Source organism: Roseovarius autotrophicus, assembly GCF_018069895.1.
GTDB lineage: Bacteria > Pseudomonadota > Alphaproteobacteria > Rhodobacterales > Rhodobacteraceae > Roseovarius > Roseovarius autotrophicus.
Genome location: NZ_JAGQDH010000002.1, coordinates 246,951 through 266,461 on the forward strand (window position 1 = coordinate 246,951; position 19,511 = coordinate 266,461).

17 protein-coding genes are annotated in these 19,511 nt (G+C 66.0%); 10 read left to right on the top strand and 7 right to left on the bottom strand.

Going from position 1 to position 19,511, the window contains the following annotated elements; translation table 11 throughout:
- Positions 1-95: 95 nt before the first annotated feature.
- The 3 genes from KAK09_RS04265 to KAK09_RS04275 all read right to left on the bottom strand — a co-directional run bounded on the left by KAK09_RS04265 (position 96) and on the right by KAK09_RS04275 (position 2,872).
- A complete protein-coding gene (locus KAK09_RS04265) occupies positions 96-773 on the bottom strand; it encodes an orotate phosphoribosyltransferase (RefSeq protein WP_210877605.1) in 678 nt (225 codons plus the stop codon).
- A gap of 77 nt (positions 774-850) precedes the next feature.
- Positions 851-1,888: a dihydroorotase gene (pyrC, locus tag KAK09_RS04270; RefSeq protein ID WP_210877606.1), complete on the bottom strand. Its 1,038-nt coding sequence runs from the start codon at positions 1,886-1,888 to the stop codon at positions 851-853.
- 42 nt (positions 1,889-1,930) lie between these two features.
- Entirely contained in the window at positions 1,931-2,872 is a 942-nt protein-coding gene (locus KAK09_RS04275; RefSeq protein WP_210877607.1) for a P-loop NTPase family protein, read from the bottom strand.
- 145 nt (positions 2,873-3,017) lie between these two features.
- Between KAK09_RS04275 and KAK09_RS04280 the strand changes: the two genes are divergently transcribed.
- The 7 genes from KAK09_RS04280 to KAK09_RS04310 all read left to right on the top strand — a co-directional run bounded on the left by KAK09_RS04280 (position 3,018) and on the right by KAK09_RS04310 (position 11,218).
- Positions 3,018-3,965 carry an AAA family ATPase gene (locus KAK09_RS04280; RefSeq protein WP_247651052.1) on the top strand — a complete coding sequence of 316 codons (948 nt, stop codon included), beginning with the start codon at positions 3,018-3,020 and terminating at the stop codon, positions 3,963-3,965.
- A gap of 64 nt (positions 3,966-4,029) precedes the next feature.
- The gene (locus KAK09_RS04285; RefSeq protein WP_210877608.1) at positions 4,030-5,292 is read left to right on the top strand and encodes a vWA domain-containing protein; all 1,263 of its coding nucleotides are present in this window, start codon (positions 4,030-4,032) and stop codon (positions 5,290-5,292) included.
- Complete coding sequence (locus KAK09_RS04290; protein ID WP_210877609.1) at positions 5,292-6,254, top strand: XdhC family protein; 963 nt, start codon at positions 5,292-5,294, stop codon at positions 6,252-6,254. Before KAK09_RS04285 ends, KAK09_RS04290 begins: the two co-directional genes overlap by 1 nt.
- Entirely contained in the window at positions 6,251-7,243 is a 993-nt protein-coding gene (locus tag KAK09_RS04295; protein ID WP_210877610.1) for a molybdopterin-binding protein, read from the top strand. Before KAK09_RS04290 ends, KAK09_RS04295 begins: the two co-directional genes overlap by 4 nt.
- A gap of 109 nt (positions 7,244-7,352) precedes the next feature.
- Entirely contained in the window at positions 7,353-7,838 is a 486-nt protein-coding gene (locus KAK09_RS04300) for a (2Fe-2S)-binding protein (protein ID WP_210877611.1), read from the top strand.
- A 124-nt stretch (positions 7,839-7,962) separates the two neighbouring features.
- The gene (locus KAK09_RS04305) at positions 7,963-10,326 is read left to right on the top strand and encodes a xanthine dehydrogenase family protein molybdopterin-binding subunit (protein ID WP_210877612.1); all 2,364 of its coding nucleotides are present in this window, start codon (positions 7,963-7,965) and stop codon (positions 10,324-10,326) included.
- A gap of 103 nt (positions 10,327-10,429) precedes the next feature.
- Entirely contained in the window at positions 10,430-11,218 is a 789-nt protein-coding gene (locus tag KAK09_RS04310) for an FAD binding domain-containing protein (RefSeq protein ID WP_210877613.1), read from the top strand.
- A 61-nt stretch (positions 11,219-11,279) separates the two neighbouring features.
- Here KAK09_RS04310 and KAK09_RS04315 read toward each other — a convergent pair whose 3' ends face one another.
- Positions 11,280-13,757, bottom strand: coding sequence for a penicillin acylase family protein (locus KAK09_RS04315; protein WP_210877614.1), 2,478 nt, complete (start codon positions 13,755-13,757; stop codon positions 11,280-11,282).
- A 91-nt stretch (positions 13,758-13,848) separates the two neighbouring features.
- On the opposite strand from KAK09_RS04315, the gene KAK09_RS04320 reads away from it, so the two are divergent.
- Complete coding sequence (locus tag KAK09_RS04320) at positions 13,849-14,721, top strand: NAD(P)-dependent oxidoreductase (RefSeq protein ID WP_210877615.1); 873 nt, start codon at positions 13,849-13,851, stop codon at positions 14,719-14,721.
- A gap of 74 nt (positions 14,722-14,795) precedes the next feature.
- Here the strand turns inward: KAK09_RS04320 and KAK09_RS04325 are convergent, their stop codons facing one another.
- The 3 genes from KAK09_RS04325 to KAK09_RS04335 all read right to left on the bottom strand — a co-directional run bounded on the left by KAK09_RS04325 (position 14,796) and on the right by KAK09_RS04335 (position 18,276).
- A complete protein-coding gene (locus tag KAK09_RS04325; RefSeq protein WP_210877616.1) occupies positions 14,796-17,240 on the bottom strand; it encodes a GcvT family protein in 2,445 nt (814 codons plus the stop codon).
- A 94-nt stretch (positions 17,241-17,334) separates the two neighbouring features.
- Positions 17,335-17,613: a hypothetical protein gene (locus tag KAK09_RS04330; RefSeq protein WP_210877617.1), complete on the bottom strand. Its 279-nt coding sequence runs from the start codon at positions 17,611-17,613 to the stop codon at positions 17,335-17,337.
- A 9-nt stretch (positions 17,614-17,622) separates the two neighbouring features.
- Positions 17,623-18,276, bottom strand: coding sequence for an alpha/beta hydrolase (locus KAK09_RS04335; RefSeq protein WP_210877618.1), 654 nt, complete (start codon positions 18,274-18,276; stop codon positions 17,623-17,625).
- 157 nt (positions 18,277-18,433) lie between these two features.
- Here KAK09_RS04335 and iscR point away from each other — a divergent pair, with 157 nt between their 5' ends.
- On the top strand, positions 18,434-18,895 hold the full coding sequence (gene iscR / locus KAK09_RS04340; protein ID WP_210877619.1) for a Fe-S cluster assembly transcriptional regulator IscR: 462 nt from the start codon (positions 18,434-18,436) through the stop codon (positions 18,893-18,895).
- Positions 18,896-18,941: 46 nt separating this feature from the next.
- Positions 18,942-19,499, top strand: a complete 558-nt coding sequence (locus KAK09_RS04345) for a methyltransferase (protein WP_210877620.1) — start codon at positions 18,942-18,944, stop codon at positions 19,497-19,499.
- Positions 19,500-19,511 lie beyond the last annotated feature (12 nt).

Here is a 19,511-nt window from a genome sequence, read left to right on the forward strand (position 1 = left end):
ATGGGAAATGGCTTTGGCGCAACATCTGGGGTTTCGGTGGCGGCCGCGTTGCATCCCTGCCGCAGACAAGCATTTTTCATGTGTGCCTGCGCGTCTCAGCCCCGATGCGCTGCCTGCCAGCCGCGCGGATCGTCGAGAAACGATTCGACCTCGGCCAGCGTCGCGGCGTCGAAGCTGCCTGCTGCGCGTGCCTCGGCCAGCACGTCGCGCCAGGTGCACAGATGATGCAGCCGCACGCCGTGATCGCCCAGCGTCTTTTCCGTCTCGGGGAAGATGCCGTAATAGAAGATCACTGCCGTATGTCCGCAGGTGGCCCCGGTCTCGCGGATGGCGTCTACAAAGCTCAGTTTCGATCCGCCATCGGTGGTCAGATCCTCGATCAGAAGCACCCGCTGGCCCTCGCTCATCGTGCCCTCTATGCGAGCGTTGCGGCCATAGCCCTTGGGCTTCTTGCGCACATAGGTCATGGGCAAGGCCATGCGTTCGGCCACCAGCGCGGCAAAGGGGATGCCCGCCGTCTCGCCGCCCGCGATATTGTCGAACGCCTCGAACCCGGCCTCGCGCAGCACGGTGATGGTGAGAAAATCCATCAGCGTCGCGCGGATGCGCGGAAAGGAAATGAGGCGCCGGCAGTCGATATAGGTGGGGGAGGGCAGGCCGGAGGCCAGTGTGAAGGGCGTTTCAGCATTGAAATGCACCGCACCGATTTCCAGCAGCATCCGTGCGGTCAGCCGGGCGATTTCGTCCTTGGGGGGGTAGGTCGAGGGGATCATCGGTCGGTCCTTCGTGTGGGGCGGTGCGCCGAAGAGATGTGATGCCTCCGGCGGGAGTATTTGGCGAACGGTGAAGCTCAGGTCACGCGCCAGTGGAGCGCAAAGCCGGGATCGAAGACCGTCACCGGGCCGTCGCCGGTCTTGATTTTCGCGGGGTAGGCGACGGGCGCGCCTTTGGTGAGGGTGATGTGCGTCTCGTTCGGCGGCAGGCCATAGAAGGCGGGGCCATGGAGCGAGGTGAAGCCTTCGAGGTTGTTCAGGGCACCCTCCTCCTCGAACACATGGGCGAGGATCGAGAGCGTGTTGGGGGCGGTGAAGCAGCCCGCGCAGCCACAGGCGCCTTGCTTCAAAGGGTCGGTATGGGGCGCGCTGTCGGTGCCCAGGAAGAACCGCGCGTCGCCAGAGGTGGCGGCGAGGCGCAGGGCAAGGCGGTGTTCCTCGCGTTTGGCCACGGGCAGGCAGTAGTAATGCGGCCTGATCCCGCCCGCGAGGATGTGGTTGCGGTTGATCACCAGATGATGCGTGGTGATCGTGGCGGCGAGGTCGCGCTCGTGCGCCGAGACATAGGCCACCGCGTCGGAGGTGGTGACATGTTCCATCACCACGCGCAGCCCCGGCGTGGCGCGGCGCAGGGGATCGAGCACGCGGTCGATGAACATCGCCTCGCGGTCGAAGATGTCAACGGCGGGGTCCGTCACCTCGCCATGAACGCAGAGTGGCAGGCCGATCACGGCCATGCGTTCGAGGACAGGGCGCACCTTGTCGAAATCGCGCACGCCGGAGGCGGAATTGGTGGTGGCGCCTGCGGGATAGAGCTTGACCGCCGAGATGAGCCCATTGGCATGGGCGGCGGCCACATCCTCGGGATCGGTTTCCTCCGTCAGGTAGAGCGTCATCAGGGGGGTGAACGTCATGCCCTCGGGCAGCGCCGCCAGGATGCGGTTGCGATAGGCGCGGGCATCGACACCCGTCACCACCGGCGGCACGAGGTTGGGCATGACGATGGCGCGGGCGAAGTGGCGCGCGCTATGGGGCAGGACGGCGGCCAGCATCGCACCATCGCGCAGGTGCAAGTGCCAGTCATCGGGGCGGCGGATGCTGAGGCTCTGGATCATGGCCAAAGCGCATACACAATCGCCGGGCGCTGCGCCAGAGGGCTATCCCCGGTGTCGTTCGAGGCGGGTTTCGGCAAGGCTCAGCGCCTTGCGGAAGCGCGGGCCGCCCTGCCTGCGTTCCAGCACGTTGCGGCAATGCTGCACGATCAGAAGGTCGCGCTGATCGGCCATCAGCCGCCGCAGCAGGTTGAACAGATAGGGCGTATCGTCGCGCCGCGCGCGCCAGAGCCTGGCAAGGCTGAGTGTGCTCAGCTTGCCCGCGCTCAATTGCGCGAGGATGCGCGCGATGATGCCCATGCGGGCCAGCCGCTCCTCGATCTCATAGCCCAGGTAACGGGTGCGGAAGCGCAGCACGTTGCCCCGGTTGAAGAGCGCCGCGTGCATCGCGTCAAGTTCGACCTCTGGATCATAGACCACCACCGCCCGTTCGGCCGCATCCAGCATGTCGGGCGCATAGCCGTAGCGGTCTGTGAACGAGGTGCGGCGCATGGCGATGTAACGGTCGTCCCATTCCGTCACGCGCGGATCGAGCGTTGCCTGCGGGCGCAGCGCAAGAACCTTGGCACCCGGAGTGGCCACCGAGAAGGCCGCCGCCGCATAGCCGCAGGCACCCGCGCCGTAAAAGATCACCTCGTCGAACCCGTCGAAGAATCCGTCGTCGATGAGCCGGTCGAAATAACCGTAGACGCGGCCATCGCGGAACCAGGTATCGCCTTCGCTCAGCAGGCACAGATGCGACCAGCCCAGGGCCTCGATCATCGACCAGCCAAAGGGCTGTCCCTGATCCGAGATTGTCTCGAGCCGTTCGAAATTCTCGAAAGTCACCAGCAGCACTGGCTTGCGCTCGATCAGCAGCGCGGCGTGCCTGGGTCCGAGCGGCTGGCAATAGCCGTCCTCGCCCGCCAGTTCCCCTGCCCGCTCAAGCCATTCCTGCCAGTCGAGCCCGGAAAGATCGGTCTCGAAAATATCGCCGCTGTCCTGCATGCGTATGCTGCCCTTTGTGCCTCGTGCGGATCTGTGCCCATCCGCTTTGGGGACACTGTCGCCGGATTGGGGCGAAACTTTGAAGAAACCGGGGGGATTTGCGACCAGGGTCGCAATGCGCGGACTTGACCAGACCGGACCGGGCATGCAGTTCTGGGCCGGGAAATACCGGGAGGCCGCTGAGGTGAAAAAACCTGAATCCATCGACGGCGTGCAGCAGGTGCTGGGCGCGCAGGGCTATGTCTGCGGGCGTGCGTTGGGCACGGTGACGTATCTCGCGCTGACGCTGGGCCGGCCTCTGTTTCTGGAGGGAGAGGCCGGCACCGGAAAGACCGAGATTGCCAAGGCGCTGGCGCAGGCCTTGGGCCGTCGGTTGATCCGGCTGCAATGCTATGAGGGGCTCGACGCCGCCACTGCCGTCTATGAATGGAATTTCGCCGGACAGATGATCGCCATTCGTACGGCAGAGGCGGCGGGCGGGATGGACCGCACTCATCTCAAGGACGAGCTGTTCACCGAGGATTTCCTGATCGAGCGCCCGCTTTTGCAGGCCATGCGTCCGCAACCGGGCGGTGCGCCCGTCCTGCTTATCGACGAGATAGACCGCACCGATGAACCGTTCGAGGCCTTCCTGCTGGAGGCGCTCAGCGATTATCAGGTCACGATTCCCGAACTTGGCACGATCCGCGCTCCCGAACCGCCCATCGTGATCCTGACCTCGAACCGCACCCGTGAGGTGCATGACGCGCTCAAGCGCCGCTGTCTCTATCACTGGGTGGATTATCCCACCTTCGACCGCGAAATCGAGATATTGCAGGCTCGGGCCCCCGAGGCTGCCGAAACCCTCAGCCGCGAGGTGGTGGCCTTTGTCCAGCGCCTGCGCACCGAGGATCTGTTCAAGAAACCGGGTGTCGCCGAAACCATCGACTGGGCCAAGTGCCTGCTGGCACTCGACGTGATCTCGCTCTCGCCCGAGGTGATCGCCGATACGCTCGGCGCGGTGCTCAAGTATCAGGATGACATCGCGCGTTTGCACGGGTCAGAGGCCAAGCGGATACTGGACGAGGCGCGCGCCGCACTCGATCCCGTCTGATGTTTCTTCTGGCGGCAAATATCCTCGGGGGGTGCGGGGGGCAGACAGCCCCCCGTGGCGCGCCATGACCGAATTCCCGTCGCTCGATCTGCCGGACAATCCGAAACTCACCCACAACATCACCCATTTCGCGCGCGCTCTGCGTGCCGCCGGGCTTCCCATCGGCCCCGGTCGGGTGATCGACGCGGTGCGCGCGGTGGCGGCGGCGGGGTTTACCAGTCGCGCCGATTTTTTCTATGCGCTGCGCGCCTCATTGGTCACACGGCCAGAGCACCTGATTGTTTTTGCGCAGGTATTTCGTCTCTACTGGCGCGATCCGCGCTATATGGAGCACATGATGGCGATGATGCTGCCGGCCATTCGCGGCGTGCAGGAGGAACGCGCGGCCGAGGCGGGCGAAAAGCGCGCGGCCGAGGCGCTGCTTGACGGAGTGGACCGCGCGCCGCCCCAGACGGGCGGGGATCAGGCGGACGAGGAGACGGTGATCGAGATCGATGCCACCGCCACCATGTCGCGCGAGGAGCGGCTGCGGCGGCTCGATTTCGAGCAGATGTCCACCGCCGAGATTGCCGAGGCCAAGCGGATGCTGGCGCGGCTCAGGTTACCGGTGCGCCCGCTGCCGTCGCGGCGCGGTATTGCCGATCCGCACGGGGCGCGGTTCGATGCGCGCGGCACGATCCGCGCGGCGCTGCGGCGGGGCGGAGAGTTGCGCCGCTTGCACCGCAAGGCCCCACGCGAGCGTTGGCCCAACCTCGTCGTGCTTTGTGATATTTCCGGCTCGATGAGCCAGTACAGCCGGATGGTTTTGCACTTTCTCCATGCTGTCGCCAATACCAAGGGGGCGGGCTGGTCCAGGGTTCACGCATTCACCTTTGGCACGCGGCTGACCAATATCACGCGGCATCTGGCGACGCGTGACGTGGACGCGGCACTGGCCGCCGCCGGGCGGCAGGCGCAGGACTGGGAGGGCGGCACGCGGATCGGGGCCTGTCTGCACGCGTTCAACCGCGACTGGTCGCGCCGGGTGATGGGTAGCGGCGCGGTGGTGCTCTTGATCACCGACGGGCTCGACCGCGAGGAGGTGGGGCAACTGCGCCACGAAATGGAGCGGCTGCATCTGTCGGCGCGGCGGCTCATCTGGCTCAACCCGCTGCTTCGGTGGGAAGGCTTCGTGCCGCGCGCGGCGGGGATCCGGGCCATGCTGCCGCATGTGGACGGGTTCCGCGCGGGCCATTCGATCGCCACGCTGGAAGCGCTTGCCGAGGCGCTGTCGCGGGCGGAAGATGGCGGCGAGAAGGCGCGTCTGATGGCGGCGATGGGGGGATGATGGACCGATTCGATGACATACCCGAAACCGCGCTTGGCTGGCATCGCGCGGGCAAGGGGGCCGCGCTGGCCACGGTGGTCGAGACCTGGGGCAGCGCGCCGCGCCGGGTGGGGAGCCAGTTGGCGATATCAGGCGAGGGCGAGATCGCGGGGTCGGTCTCGGGCGGCTGCGTGGAGGGCGCGGTGGTGGTCGAGGCGCTCGATGCCATGGCGGCGGGCGGGCCGGTGATGCTGGAATATGGCGTCTTGGACGGTGACGCCTTTGCTGTGGGGCTGGCCTGTGGCGGCACGATCCGGGTGCTGGTAGAGCCGGTGGGCACGGTCATGCCCGAGGATCTGCTGGCCGATCTGGTCGCGGCGCGGGCGCGTCGCGAGGCGGTGGCCTATGTGACCGGGCCGGGGCGGCGGCGGCTGGAGCGGGTGGGGCATGATGAGCGGTTCCGCATGGATCGTTCGGGGTTTTTGGAGGATGGCGAGACCTTCGTTGCCATTCATAACCCGCCCTTGCGCCTTGTCGTCGTGGGCGCGGTGCATATCGCGCAGGCGCTTGTGCCGATGGCGCGGATCGCGGGCTATGACCCGGTGGTGATCGATCCGCGCGAAAGCTTTGCCACACCCGCTCGCTTTCCCGACACGCGGCTGATTTCGGACTGGCCCGATGAGGCGGTGGCGGCCTTGGGCCTCGATGCGCGGACGGCGTTGGTGCTGCTGACCCACGATCCGAAACTGGACGATCCGGCGCTGATGGCGGGGCTGCGATCCGGGGTGTTCTATATCGGTGCGCTGGGATCGACCCGGACCCATGGCAAGCGGGTGGTGCGGCTGGCCGAGGCGGGGTTTTCCGAGGCGGAGATCGGGCGGGTGCATGGCCCCATCGGCCTTGACATCGGCGCGGCGGGGCCGGCGGAGATTGCGGTCAGCATCCTGGCCGAGTTGACGCGGGTCCTGAGGCGCGGCGCATGAGATTTGGACCTGTGCCTCTCGATGAGGCCGAGGGTGCGATCCTCGCCCATTCCGAGCGCGTGGCCTCCGGGCGCTTGCGCAAGGGGGCGGTGCTGGGGGCGGGCGACATCGCGGCGCTGCGGGCTGCGGGATATGAGACTGTCACGGTGGCGCGGCTTGAGGCGGGGGATGTGCACGAGGATGCCGCCGCGCTTCACCTCGCGCGCGCCTTGGCCGAGGGCGCGGCGGGGGTGACGCTTTCGGCCCCCTTCACCGGGCGGGTGAACCTGATTGCGGCGCGCGCGGGCGTGGTCACGCTCGATACGGACGCGATCAACGCGGCCAATGCGGTCGATCCGATGATCACGCTGGCCACGGTCGCGCCCTTCCACCAGGCCCGTGCGCGCGGCATGGTCGCCACGGTCAAGATCATCGCCTATGGCGTGGCCGAGGCGGCGCTTGCGCGCGCGGCGGCGGCGGCGCGCGGCGCGCTGCGGCTGGTGCCGCCGCGCTATGCGACGGCAAGTCTCATCCTGACCGAGACGGCGGGCGGGCCGGGGGCAAAAGGGGCCGAGGCGGTGGCAGCGCGCATCGAGGCGCTGGGCATGGCGCTCGTCGAGACGGTGGCGGTGCCGCATCAGGAGGCGCCCCTGGCGCGCGCCCTTGGCGCGGCCAGGGGCGAGATCGTGCTTATCCTTACCGCTTCGGCGACATCGGACGCGCGCGACACCGCGCCTGCAGCGTTGGACATGGCGGGCGGGCGGCTTATCCGATTCGGGATGCCGGTCGATCCGGGCAACCTGTTGTTTCTGGGCGTGATCGGCGAGAAGCCTGTGATCGGCCTGCCGGGGTCTGCGCGCAGCCCGGTGCTGCATGGCGCGGATTGGGTGCTGGCGCGGGTGGCCTGCGGGCTGCCCTGCGGCACAGAGGAGATCGCGGCGATGGGGGTGGGGGGGCTTTTGAAGGAGATCCCCACCCGGCCCCAGCCCCGGCGCGCCCCGCGTGAGTGAGGCAAAGAACGGGGTTCTCAGAACGCCGCTCTCATGCTTTAGTCGCGGATGACAGCCGGGGCGTGGGCGCTACTCTCCGGATCAAGTCACGACAATCAGGGAGGAGCCAATGCCAGAGGTCAGCATGACCGTGAACGGCAAGCCAGCGAAGGGCCAGATCGAAGGCCGCACGCTTCTTGTCGATTTTCTCAGAGATACCCTTGGCCTGACGGGCACGCATGTGGGCTGCGATACCAGCCAGTGCGGGGCCTGCGTGGTGCATGTGGACGGCCGCGCCGTCAAGGCCTGCACCATGTTCGCCGCCGAGGCCGAGGGTGCGGAGATCAGGACCATCGAGGGGATGGCCGAGCCCGACGGCACCCTGCACCCGATTCAGGCTGCGTTCCGCGAGCATCACGGGCTGCAATGCGGCTTCTGCACGCCGGGCATGGTGATGTCGGCCGCGGCCCTTCTGGCCGAGAACCCGACGCCGACAGAGGCAGAGGTGCGGGACTATCTCGAAGGCAATATCTGCCGCTGCACCGGGTACCACAACATCGTCAAGGCGATTCTGGCCGCCTCGGGGCAGGATGTGAGCCGGATCGCGGCGGAGTAGACTAGACGGACAAGAGGGGGCGCTGCCCCCGCGCCTGCGGCGCTCCCCCGGAGTATTTGGGGAACAGTGAAGACGCTGCGGGCTTGATTGGGGGCGACCCCGAGAGATCAGGGAGGATCGTGACATGCCGAAAGACGGAGGCATTGGCGCCAGCACCAAGCGGCGCGAGGACGTGCGGTTTCTGACCGGCAACGGCCATTATACCGATGACATCAACCTGCGTGGGCAGGCCTATGTGCATTTCCTGCGCTCGGACGTGGCGCACGGGCGGCTCAACAAGGTCGATACCAGCGCCGCCGAGGCCATGCCCGGCGTGCTGCGCGTCTTTACCGGCGCGGACTTTGCCGAGATCGGCGGGCTGCCCTGCGGCTGGCTGGTGACGGACCGGTTCGGGCAGCCGATGCAGGAGCCCAAGCATCCGGTGCTGGCACATGGCAAGGTGCGCCATGTCGGCGATCCGATCGCGGCGATCGTGGCCGAGACACGCGAACAGGCGCGCGATGCCGCCGAGGCGATCGTGCTCGATATCGAGGAATTGCCTGCGGTCGTGGACATGAAGGCCGCGCTGGCCGAGGGCGCGACCAAGGTGCATGACGATCTGACCTCGAACCTCTGCTACGACTGGGGCTTTGTCGAGGAAAACAAGGGTGCCGTGGACGAGGCATTCCAGAAGGCCGCGCATGTAACCACGCTGGAATTGGTGAACAACCGCCTTATCGCCAACCCGATGGAGCCGCGCGTGGCGGTGGGCGATTACAACCGCTCGACAGGCGATCACACGCTCTATACCACCTCGCAGAACCCGCATGTGATCCGGCTTCTGATGGGGGCCTTCGTGCTGGGCATCCCCGAGCACAAGCTGCGCGTGGTGGCCCCCGACGTGGGCGGCGGGTTCGGCTCGAAGATCTATCACTATGCAGAGGAGGCGTTCTGCACCTTCGCCGCCAAGGCATTGAACCGACCCGTCAAGTGGACATCGAGCCGGTCGGAGGCGTTCATGTCCGACGCCCATGGCCGCGACCATGTGACGAAGATCGAACTGGCGCTTGACGCGGAGAACAATTTCACCGCGATCCGCACCGAGACCCATGCCAATATGGGCGCGTATCTGTCGACCTTCGCGCCCTCGATCCCGACCTGGCTGCATGGCACGCTGATGGCCGGGAACTACAAGACGCCGCTGATCTATGTGAACGTCAAGGCGGTGTTCACCAACACGGTGCCGGTCGATGCCTATCGCGGCGCGGGCCGTCCCGAGGCCACGTTCCAGATCGAGCGGGTGATCGACAAGGCCGCGCGCGAGCTGGGGGTCGATCCGATCGCGCTCCGGCGGCAGAACTTCATCACCGAGTTTCCCTATGCCACGCCGGTCGCGGTGGAATATGACACTGGCGATTATCACGCCACGATGGACAAGCTGGAGGAGATCGCCGATCTCAAGGGCTTTGCCGCGCGGCGCAAGGAGAGCGAGGCCAAGGGTCGGCTGCGCGGGCTTGGCGTCAACTGCTATATCGAGGCCTGCGGCATCGCGCCGTCGAACCTTGTCGGGCAGTTGGGCGCGCGCGCGGGGCTATACGAGAGCGCCACGGTGCGCGTCAATGCCACCGGCGGCATCACGGTGATGACCGGCAGCCACAGCCACGGGCAGGGGCATGAGACCAGCTTTGCCCAGGTGATTTCCGAGATGATCGGGATCGATGCGGATCAGGTCGAGATCGTGCATGGCGACACCGCCAATTCGCCGATGGGCATGGGCACTTATGGCTCGCGCTCTCTGGCCGTGGGCGGCAGCGCCATGGTGCGCGCCACCGAGAAGATCATCAACAAGGCACGCAAGATCGCGGCGCATCTGATGGAGGCCGCCGAAGGCGATATCGAGCTGAAGGATGGCCGGTTCAGCGTCGCGGGCACGGATAAATCCGTGGCCTGGGGCGATGTCACGCTGGCCGCCTATGTGCCACACAACTATCCGCTGGCGGATCTGGAGCCGGGGCTGGAGGAGACGGCGTTCTATGACCCGTCGAACTTTACCTATCCCTCCGGGGCCTATGCCTGCGAGGTGGAGGTCGATCCCGAGACGGGCCGCGTTACCATCGAGCGGTTCTCGGCGGCGGATGATTTCGGCAACATCGTCAACCCGATGATCGTCACGGGACAGGTCCATGGCGGGATCGCGCAGGGCGTTGGCCAGGCCCTGCTGGAGGGCTGCGCTTATGACGAGAACGGCCAGCTTCTGACCGGCAGTTTCATGGATTACGCCATGCCGCGCGCCGATGATCTGCCGTTCCTTGCCGTCGATCACTCTTGCCAGACACCCTGCACCCATAATCCGCTGGGTGTGAAGGGTTGTGGCGAGGCAGGGGCCATCGGCAGCCCGCCCGCCGTGGTCAACGCGGTGGTGGATGCGCTGCGATCGGCGGGCAGGGATATCACCCATATCGACATGCCGCTGACGCCCGCCCGCGTCTGGGCGGCGATGCAGGGCTGAGGCGAGAGGACGGGACCGGGGGGCCAGCCCCCCGGACCCCCCGGGATATTTCCGGCCAGAAGAAGCGGCATTGAGGCGCTCTGGCCCATGGGAGGAGAGAGAGATGTATGCATTCGAGATTGACCGGCCCAACACCCTGGCCGATGCGGTCAAGGCGCTGGGGGCAGAGGAGGCGCAGGCGCTGGGGGGCGGGCAGACGCTGATCCCGGCGCTGAAGCAGCGGCTGGCGTCGCCAGCGCGGCTGGTGGCGCTGTCGGGGGTGGCCGAGATCAAGGGCATCTGCACCGGCGACGATGGCGCGCTGTGCATCGGGGGCGGCACGACCCATGCCGACGTGGCGGCTGGCGCGGGGGCCTATCCGGCGCTTGCGGCACTTGCTGCCAATATCGGTGATCCGGCGGTGCGCAATCGGGGCACCATCGGCGGCAGCTTGGCCAATAACGACCCGTCGGCCTGTTACCCGGCGGCGGTGCTGGGATCGGGTGCGACGGTGGTGACCACCAACCGGCAGATCGCGGCGGATGATTTCTTCGAGGGGATGTTCACCACCACGCTCGAGGATGGCGAGATCATCACCGAAGTGCGCTTTCCGGTGCCCGAGGCGGCCAGCTATCAGAAGTTCGAGCAACCCGCCTCGCGCTTTGCGCTGGTGGGAGTGTTCGTTGCCAGGTTCGCCGATGGCGTGCGCGTGGCCGTGACCGGTGCATCCGAGGAGGGCGTGTTTCGCTGGTCCGAGGCCGAGGCGGCGCTGTCAAAGGATTTCGCGCCTGCAGCGCTGGAAGGGCTGAGCCTTTCTGGTGACGGCATGATCTCTGACCTTCACGGATCGGGCGATTATCGTGCGCATCTTGTGGCGGTGATGACACGGCGCGCGGTGGCGGCGGCGGGCTGAGGCCCGGATACAAGGGCAGAGGGCCGCGCTTGTTCCCCCCCGGGGGCGCGGCCCTTTCGCATCATGGCCGCTCCGGTTCCAGCACCGTGATCCCGACCGCTGCCGCCCGTGCCAGCCCCTCGTCGAGCGACATCGGGATGTATTCGCCACGCCGCCAGAGTTGCGCCATGTCGTCGTAATGACGACTCAGGAAATGGCCCGATTGACCGGTGGAGATGACGAATACGCTGCTGTCGGGATCCGCGAAATCATAGACCCCGCGATAGCCCGCACCGTGGACATTGTGGAACGGGTCCGGCCCGTCACCGCCGCGCGTTCGCCCGCGCAAAAGGGTGTTGTCTCCCCCCGAGGTGGATTGGCGGATGTTCACGAAATGGCGCAGGAGCGGCACCGTTCCGAGCGTCTGATGATCATGCGTCGCCTGATGCGCGTCGCCCCATCTCAGGCTTTCGAGAGAACGCCCATAACGTTCGCTGATCCAGACCAGCGCGTCGTCGAGTGCCATGCGCGCGATATCGGTGCAGGTTTCGATTGCCGCCGACTGTTTCACGTCGCACCAGGCCGCCGCCCCGTCCACATCACGGAACACGCGCTCGATGAACACCGGGTCGGGGTGGTCGAACTCTCGTGCGAGAGGGCCGAGATCGTCACGGATCAGCCGGTCCATCAGGGCCCGCATCCATGCGACATAGATCAGTGGTTCGGGCAGGTGCTCGTTCATCTCGCCGTTCCAGTCGGCCAGAAGCCCGAGCGCGCGCTGGCGCAACCGTTCGGGCGTTCCCTCCGGGGCGGCCTCGCCGGTGAACCAAAGGTCCGCGCCGATGAGCGGCAGGAGAGAGCGCGCGGTGAAACTCACCGTGTCGAGCTGCGCCTCGATGAAACTGTCGCGCGTGTGCACCTCGCGCCCCTGCATGAGGCGACGCCAGCGATGCACCCGTTGCGTGTCACCCCAGTAATGGCTGACATGCATGGGGAAGGGACGGTCAACGATCTTGTTGTTGGTATTGCCGAGGATGCCGCCCGACGGGTCGATGAAGACAGGATTGGCACTGTCGGGCAAAAACCCCTGCCAGCGGTTTTCCGCCACCCAGCCTCGGCTGGGCATCCGGCCCTGGCTCTCGTGGCGGGCGTCGCGTCGGGGCATGGCGCCGATCAGCTTGAGGGCGATGCCGCGCTCGTCGGCCAGAATGAGATTCTGCGAGGGCGCGATGAACAAGTCGGTGTTTTCCAGTGCCTCGGCGACGGATCCTGCCCTCATCAGCCGCATCGCGGCCATCATCGTCGTGTCACGGTCCGCAAGAGCTGTCCAGCCAATGGCGGCCACATGGCCCGGCGGTGTAACCTCTGCCAGATCGTAATGGCTACCGGGCAGGACCGGGCCATTCTCGGTCCAGCGCAGGGTCAGCGTGACCGGATCGGCCCCTTTTACCTCGACGATGGAGCGAGTGGTGCGAAAGGGCTTCCACCCCTCGGGCGTGCGGTACTCGTCTGCATTGTCGGGGTTCACCTCCTCGATGAACACGTCCTGATCGTCGAGATAGGACGAGGTGATCCCCCAGCCGAGCCGCGCGCTGCGCCCGGTCAGGATCGCCGGGATGCCGGGGATCGTGCCGCCGATGACGCCGCCGGTTTCCAGTTCCAGCCGCGCCAGATACCAGATCGCGGGCGCCGAAAAGCCCAGATGCGGATCATTGGCCAGCAACGTGCCGCCTGTGGCCGAGCGCGACGGGGCCGCGGCCCAGCCGTTCGAGGCACCGGCCAGGGCGGGCCGGTGGAAGGGGGACAGCGGATGCGCCTCGGCCTTGGCCATGCGGGGGCGCGCCGACCAGTCCACACCGGGAAACAGGCTTGCATATTCGGGCAGCGCGGCGATACCGCCACCAGGGGCGAGCGGCACGATATCCTTCAGCCGCTCCGGATCATCTAGCGCAAGCGCGGCGCGCGCGTGCAGCACCTCGCGCCCCAGATGGCCCGACAACTGCACCGCCATCAGCTTGATCAACGCGATGGAATCGGCGGGTTGCCAGGGCGCGATCGGCGCGTTGAAGAGGAACTGCTCGGGCGCGCCGCGGCCCAGAGCCTCTCGGTTGATCTCGGTAAGGCGCGCGTTCACCCCGTCGGAATAGGCCTTGAGCGCCGCAAGCGTTTCGGCATCCTGAGCCGCCACCGAGGCCCGCGCGAGCGTATAGAGGTCGAACCGCCTCAGCGTTGTGTCGATCCTGACGGTGCGCGGCCCGAACACCTCCGATAGGCGCCCCTGCACGGTGCGGCGCATCATCATCATCTGCCAGAGGCGATCCTGCGCATGGGCATAGCCGAGGCCAAAGAAGGTCTCGGCGTCGGTTTGCCCGAAGATATGCGGCACATTCGCATTGTCGCGCACGATCTCGACCGGGGCGTTGATCCCGGTGACGGAAAGGCGATTGCCGTAGTCGGGCAGCGAGCGGGCAAGCAGCATGTAGAGTACCGCGAGTGCGATTACCGCCAGCAGGACCAACCCGCCCGCGATACGCAACAGCCATTTTAGGATCACCGGCATGGGGGCCTTCCCGAGTTTCTGCTTGCATCCCCTTTCCGGATAGTCAGAAATCCCGCCCGAGACAACGGTAACGCGACAGGAGGAACGGGACATGGCAAAATTGGCATTTCTGGGTCTGGGTGTGATGGGCTACCCGATGGCCGGACACCTTCAGGCAGCCGGGCACGAGGTCTGTGTCTACAACCGCACCGCCGCGAAGGCCGAAAAATGGGTGGCCCAGCATGGCGGGTGCCACGCCTCCACCCCGCGCGAGGCGGCGGAGGGCGCTGATTTCGTGATGGTCTGCGTCGGCAATGACGACGATCTGCGCAGCGTCTGCCTCGGTGCGGACGGTGCCTTTGCGGGCATGGACGAGGGCACGATCCTGGTCGATCACACCACGGTTTCGGCCCGGGTCACGCACGCGCTTTACGCGGCGGCAAAATCGGCCGGCATCGGTTTTGTCGATGCGCCGGTCTCGGGCGGGCAGGCGGGGGCCGAGAACGGGCAGCTCTCGATCATGTGCGGTGGCGACGAGGCGCATTACACGGCCGCCGAGCCGGTGATCTCGACCTATGCCAAGCTTTGCCGCCGTCTGGGCGAGAGCGGCGCGGGTCAGATGACCAAGATGGCCAACCAGATCGCCATTGCCGGGCTGGTGCAGGCGCTCTCGGAAGCGCTGCATTTCGCCGAGAAGGCAGGGCTGGACGGGCGCGCGGTGATCGAGGTGATCAGCCAGGGTGCCGCCGGATCGTGGCAGATGGCGAACCGTTACCAGACCATGCTTGATGACAAGTGGAACCACGGCTTTGCGGTGGACTGGATGCGCAAGGACCTGGGCATTTGCCTCGATACCGCCGACGAGGTGGGCGCAAGCCTGCCGGTCACGGCGTTGGTGGACCAGTTCTACAAGGATGTGCAGAAGATGGGCGGCGGGCGGTGGGATACCTCCAGCCTGCTGGCGCGGCTGCGCAAGATGGGCTGACGGGCGGGGGCAGCGCCACGCCTGCCCCCTCACCGTTCTGAAAATACTCATTTCCGACGGTCAGGCCGGGTGGCTCAGCCGCGCATCCGCGCGCCGTCCGCATCAAAAAGCGGTTCCGTGATCAGGCGTGCGGCGCGGCGCTCTCCGAGGATCTCGATTTCCACCTCCAGCCCGTCCTGCGCCACCTCCGCCGGGATGAGCGCCAGCGCGATGGATTTGCCCGTGTGATGCGAATAGCCGCCCGAGGTGCAAAAACCGCGCACCACGCCGCCGATCCAGACCGGCTCGTATCCGTTCACATCGGCGTCCGCGGCGTCCACCTCGAAGGCCACCAGACGCCGCGCGGCCCCCTTGGCGCGCTCGGCCTCGGCCGCGGTGCGCCCGATGAAATCGGCGTTCTTCTTCCACGCGATAAAGCGGTCCATCCCGGTCTCGCCCGGTGTATAATCGGGCGAAAATTCATTGAGCCAGGAGCCGAAGAACCGATCCAGCCGCAGTGACATCATCGCGCGCATGCCGAAAGGCTTCATCCCGTGTTGCTGCCCCTCGGTCCACAGCACCTCCCAGAGCGCCCTTTGCGCCATCGGATCGCAATAGATCTCATACCCCAGATCGCCGGTGTAGCTGACGCGCTGCACGCGGCAATCCACCATGCCAAGGGTCGCGCGGCGCAGATCCATGAACGCCATGTCGGCCACCGCGTCGCGGGTGCAGGCCACCAGCACGTCGCGCGCGCGCGGCCCGGCGATCTGAAACCCGGTGAGGCGGTCGGAGATGTTTTCGACCCTGACCCCCTCGGCCCCGTTTTGCTGGAACCAGCGCATATGGACCGCCTGCGCGCCATAAGAGGCGGTGAGTTGAAAGGTCGCCTCATCGAGGCAGGACACCGTGAAATCGCCCCAGAGCCGCCCCTTGGGCGAGAGCATCGGCATGAGCGAGAGCCGCCCCGGCGCGGGGATACGCCCCGCCATGATCCGGTCGAGCCAGCCGCGCGCATTTTCGCCTGTGATCAGATACTTGCCGAAATTCTGCACCTCGTTGATGCCGACACCCTCGCGCACGGCGCGGACCTCGCGCGCGGTCGCCTCCCAGGCGTTGGAGCGGCGGAAGGACGGGGTCTCGAAACGCGGCTCTTTTTGTTGGCCTACCGCTTCGCTGCTTGAGGCCCCATAGCCTTGCGCGAAGTAATTGACCACCTCCAGCCCGAATTGCGCGCCCCAGACCGCCCCCATGCTGTCAAAGATGTCATACATCGGCGTTTGCCGCAGCGGGCGCGCGGCGGGCAGTTCTTCGTTCGGGTAGGAGACGGAGAATCGTTTCTGATAGTTTTCAATGACTTTCGGGCGGGTATAGCCCGGCGTGATCCAGCCGCCAAAGCGCGCCACGTCCATCGCTGTGACGTCACGCTCGCATTCCCCATGAATCATCCATTGCGCCAGCATGAGGCCGACGCCGCCGCCCTGGCTGAACCCCGCCATCACGCCGCAGGCGGACCAATAGCCGCGCAGGCCCGGAATGGGGCCGACCAGCGGGTTACCATCGGGGGCAAAGGTGAAGGGGCCGTGAATGACCGATTTGACCCCCGCGGTTTCCAGCACGGGGAACCGGCGGTAGGCGAATTCAATGCTGGCCTCGATTTTATCAAGGTTGTCAGGCAAGAGTTCATGGCCGAAATCCCAAGGCGTGCCATCGACCGCCCAAGGTTTGCAGGGCTGCTCATAGAAGCCGATGCAGAGGCCGCGCCCCTCTTGCCTCAGATAGCTTTCGCCCGCCGGGTCCATGACATGCGGGTGTTCGCTGTCGCGCCCGTAAATCTCGGGGATCTCGTCGGTCACGATATACTGATGTTCCATCGGGTGCAGCGGCAGATAGACGCCCGCCATCGCCCCCACTTCGCGCGCCCAGAGGCCGCCCGCGTTGACCACATGTTCGGCATGAATGGTGCCCTTGTCGGTCACCACGTCCCATGTGCCATCGGCGCGCTGCCTGGTTTCGCGCACCATGCAATGCGTCTCGATGGTGGCGCCGCCCATGCGGGCGGCGCGTGCATAGGCGTGGGTGGTGCCCGAGGGATCAAGATGGCCGTCAAGCGGGTCATATAGCCCGCCGATGATGCCCTCTATATTGGTCACCGGCGCGATCTCGCGGATTTCCTCGGGCGTCACGATATGGGTGTCGAGACCCATGTAGCGATGCTTGGCGCGCTCGGCCAGCAGCATGTCAAAGCGGTCGCGGTTGTCCGCCAGCGTGACGCCGCCGACATGGTGCAGCCCGCAGGACATGCCGGTGATCTCTTCGAGTTCCTTGTAGAGGCGGATCGTATAGCCCTGAAGGGCGGCCATGTTGGTATCGCCGTTGAGCGTGTGAAACCCCCCCGCCGCGTGCCAGGTGGAACCTGACGTTAATTCTGATCGTTCCAGAAGCATGACATCCGACCAGCCCAGCTTGGTCAGGTGATAGAGCACCGAACAGCCGACGACGCCGCCGCCGATGACGCAGACGCGCGTTGTGGTTTTCATGGCAGCCTCCCAAGGGTCGTTTCGGACAGACTGACCGCCCGAGCGCCGCGCGCATGTCGGTTTGCGACAGGTCCGGTCGTTTTTCTTGGGGGCGCTACGCCTCGTTGGTTCCGGGCGGCGCGCGGTCAGGCTTGGCGGTTGCCCCACCCGCTTTCGCGGCCTTGAACCTCTGGAGTTTGTCCATCAGCAGGGCGCGGGCCTTGGCGTTGGCGCGACGCACGCGAAAGGCGGTCAGAAACGCCTCTTCGGCGGTCTGAGAGCTTTCGGCGAGAACCTTGGTAATGACGCTCAGCAACTCTTCGTCGCCGGTGACCTCGATCGCCTTGAGCACGTCGCGGGCGAGTTCGTCGGCCATGTCCTCGATCATGCCCATCGGGTGGCCTCAGCGCGTGGTTTCGGTCAGGCGGCGTTTCACATAGCCGGTCACGGAGTCGATCATCGTGTCCATATGCGGCTCGCGGAAGAAGTGATCGGCGCCCTCGATCTGTTCATGGGTGATGGTGATGCCTTGCTGTTCCTGCAGCTTGCCAACAAGCGAGGACGTGTCGGCGGGAGGGGCAACGCGATCTGCTGTCCCGTTGATGATCAGACCGGAGGCCGGGCAGGGGGCGAGGAACGAGAAATCATACATGTTGGCCGGGGGCGCGACCGAGATGAACCCCGTCACCTCGGGTCGCCGCATCAGAAGCTGCATTCCGATCCACGCGCCAAAGGAAAAACCCGCCACCCAGCAATGCTTGGAATTGGCGTTCATGGATTGCAGGTAATCGAGCGCAGAGGCCGCATCGCTCAATTCGCCCACACCCTGATCGTACTCGCCCTGACTTCGGCCCACGCCACGGAAATTGAAGCGCAGCACGGTGAAGCCCATGTTGTAGAAGGCATAGTGGAGGTTATACACCACCTTGTTGTTCATCGTGCCGCCGAATTGTGGGTGCGGGTGCAGGACGATGGCAATGGGCGCGTCGCGGTCGCGCTGCGGATGGTAACGGCCTTCCAGTCGGCCCTCCGGGCCGGGAAAGATAACCTCGGGCATGTGCTACTGTCCTTCTTGCGCGCGCGGGCGATCGGTGTGACGCATTCGCTCTCGCATCCCTGGGCATGGTTCGGATATGATCGGAGCCGGACCGGCTCGAATGCAGATAAGCCCTGTATCGGCCAAGGTCAATCGGTGACGAGCGGGGGAGAGGGCCATGAAACTCAGCACCAAGGGGCGCTATGCGATGGTGGCGCTAGTCGATATCGCGCTTCAACCCGAGGGCGACGTGGTGACATTGGGCGATGTGTCGCGGCGGCAGGATATATCGCTGCCCTATCTCGAACAGCTTTTCGTCAAGCTGCGCCGGGCCGATCTGGTGGCGTCGGTGCGCGGGCCGGGGGGCGGCTATCGGCTGGCGCGGCCCGCCTCGGAAATCCGCGTCGCCGATGTGCTGGCAGCGGTGGACGAGACGGTGGACGCGCTGCACAAGGGGGCGGGGGCCTCTGGCGGGGCCAGCGGGTCGCGCGCGCAATCGCTGTCCAACCGGCTCTGGGAGGGGCTGAGCGCGCATGTCTACGTTTTCCTGCACCAGACCCGGCTGAGCGATGTCGCAGGCAACACGCTTGCGCCCTGTCCGGCGGTGCCGCACCTCTTTTCGCTGGTGGACGACGAATAGCCGCGCACGTTCTTGTAACCTTCGCCCCGCACAGAAAGGCAGCATCGTGGCCAGTCTCAACCGCATCGTCATGCAGAAGGCCACGCGGCGCTGGCTTGAGGGGGTGGAGCCTGCAACGATGGATGCCGCCGAAATCTCGGGCAAGTTCGGGCGGCGATTCGAGTTTCGCAGCTATACCCGCTACCGCTATCCGCGCCACGACATCTGCAAGGGGGCGTTCACCGATGAGGGCGGCGCGGTGGTGCAATATGACATCGTCCTTGCCAATCAGGTCTGGGAGCATCTCGATCGGCCCTATGCCGCGACGCAGAACGTGCGTGCGATGCTGCGCGAGGGGGGGTGGTTCTGGCTCGCGGTGCCGTTCTTCATTCCGTATCACGGCGATCCGGTCGATTGCTCGCGCTGGTCGGCCCGGGGGCTGAAGAACCTGCTGGTCGAGGCGGGATTTCCCGAGGCAAATATCACCGCGCGGCAATGGGGCAACCGCGCCGCCGCGCGGCGCAACCTCGAAGACATCTGGCCGCCGGTCCACGACCCCGAAACCGACGATCTGACCGACGACCCGGCATTTCCCCTCTGCGCCTGGGCGATCGCGCAGAAATAGGGGGGCATGTCC

Excerpts from the sequence above, each read along its gene's own strand:
- KAK09_RS04265 (WP_210877605.1), bottom strand. The coding sequence starts at position 773 with ATGATCCCCTCGACCTACCCCCCCAAGGACGAAATCGCCCGGCTGACC.
- pyrC (WP_210877606.1), bottom strand. The coding sequence starts at position 1,888 with ATGATCCAGAGCCTCAGCATCCGCCGCCCCGATGACTGGCACTTGCAC.
- KAK09_RS04275 (WP_210877607.1), bottom strand. The coding sequence starts at position 2,872 with ATGCAGGACAGCGGCGATATTTTCGAGACCGATCTTTCCGGGCTCGAC.
- KAK09_RS04280 (WP_247651052.1), top strand. The coding sequence starts at position 3,018 with ATGCAGTTCTGGGCCGGGAAATACCGGGAGGCCGCTGAGGTGAAAAAA.
- KAK09_RS04285 (WP_210877608.1), top strand. The coding sequence starts at position 4,030 with ATGACCGAATTCCCGTCGCTCGATCTGCCGGACAATCCGAAACTCACC.
- KAK09_RS04290 (WP_210877609.1), top strand. The coding sequence starts at position 5,292 with ATGGACCGATTCGATGACATACCCGAAACCGCGCTTGGCTGGCATCGC.
- KAK09_RS04295 (WP_210877610.1), top strand. The coding sequence starts at position 6,251 with ATGAGATTTGGACCTGTGCCTCTCGATGAGGCCGAGGGTGCGATCCTC.
- KAK09_RS04300 (WP_210877611.1), top strand. The coding sequence starts at position 7,353 with ATGCCAGAGGTCAGCATGACCGTGAACGGCAAGCCAGCGAAGGGCCAG.
- KAK09_RS04305 (WP_210877612.1), top strand. The coding sequence starts at position 7,963 with ATGCCGAAAGACGGAGGCATTGGCGCCAGCACCAAGCGGCGCGAGGAC.
- KAK09_RS04310 (WP_210877613.1), top strand. The coding sequence starts at position 10,430 with ATGTATGCATTCGAGATTGACCGGCCCAACACCCTGGCCGATGCGGTC.
- KAK09_RS04315 (WP_210877614.1), bottom strand. The coding sequence starts at position 13,757 with ATGCCGGTGATCCTAAAATGGCTGTTGCGTATCGCGGGCGGGTTGGTC.
- KAK09_RS04320 (WP_210877615.1), top strand. The coding sequence starts at position 13,849 with ATGGCAAAATTGGCATTTCTGGGTCTGGGTGTGATGGGCTACCCGATG.
- KAK09_RS04325 (WP_210877616.1), bottom strand. The coding sequence starts at position 17,240 with ATGAAAACCACAACGCGCGTCTGCGTCATCGGCGGCGGCGTCGTCGGC.
- KAK09_RS04330 (WP_210877617.1), bottom strand. The coding sequence starts at position 17,613 with ATGGGCATGATCGAGGACATGGCCGACGAACTCGCCCGCGACGTGCTC.
- KAK09_RS04335 (WP_210877618.1), bottom strand. The coding sequence starts at position 18,276 with ATGCCCGAGGTTATCTTTCCCGGCCCGGAGGGCCGACTGGAAGGCCGT.
- iscR (WP_210877619.1), top strand. The coding sequence starts at position 18,434 with ATGAAACTCAGCACCAAGGGGCGCTATGCGATGGTGGCGCTAGTCGAT.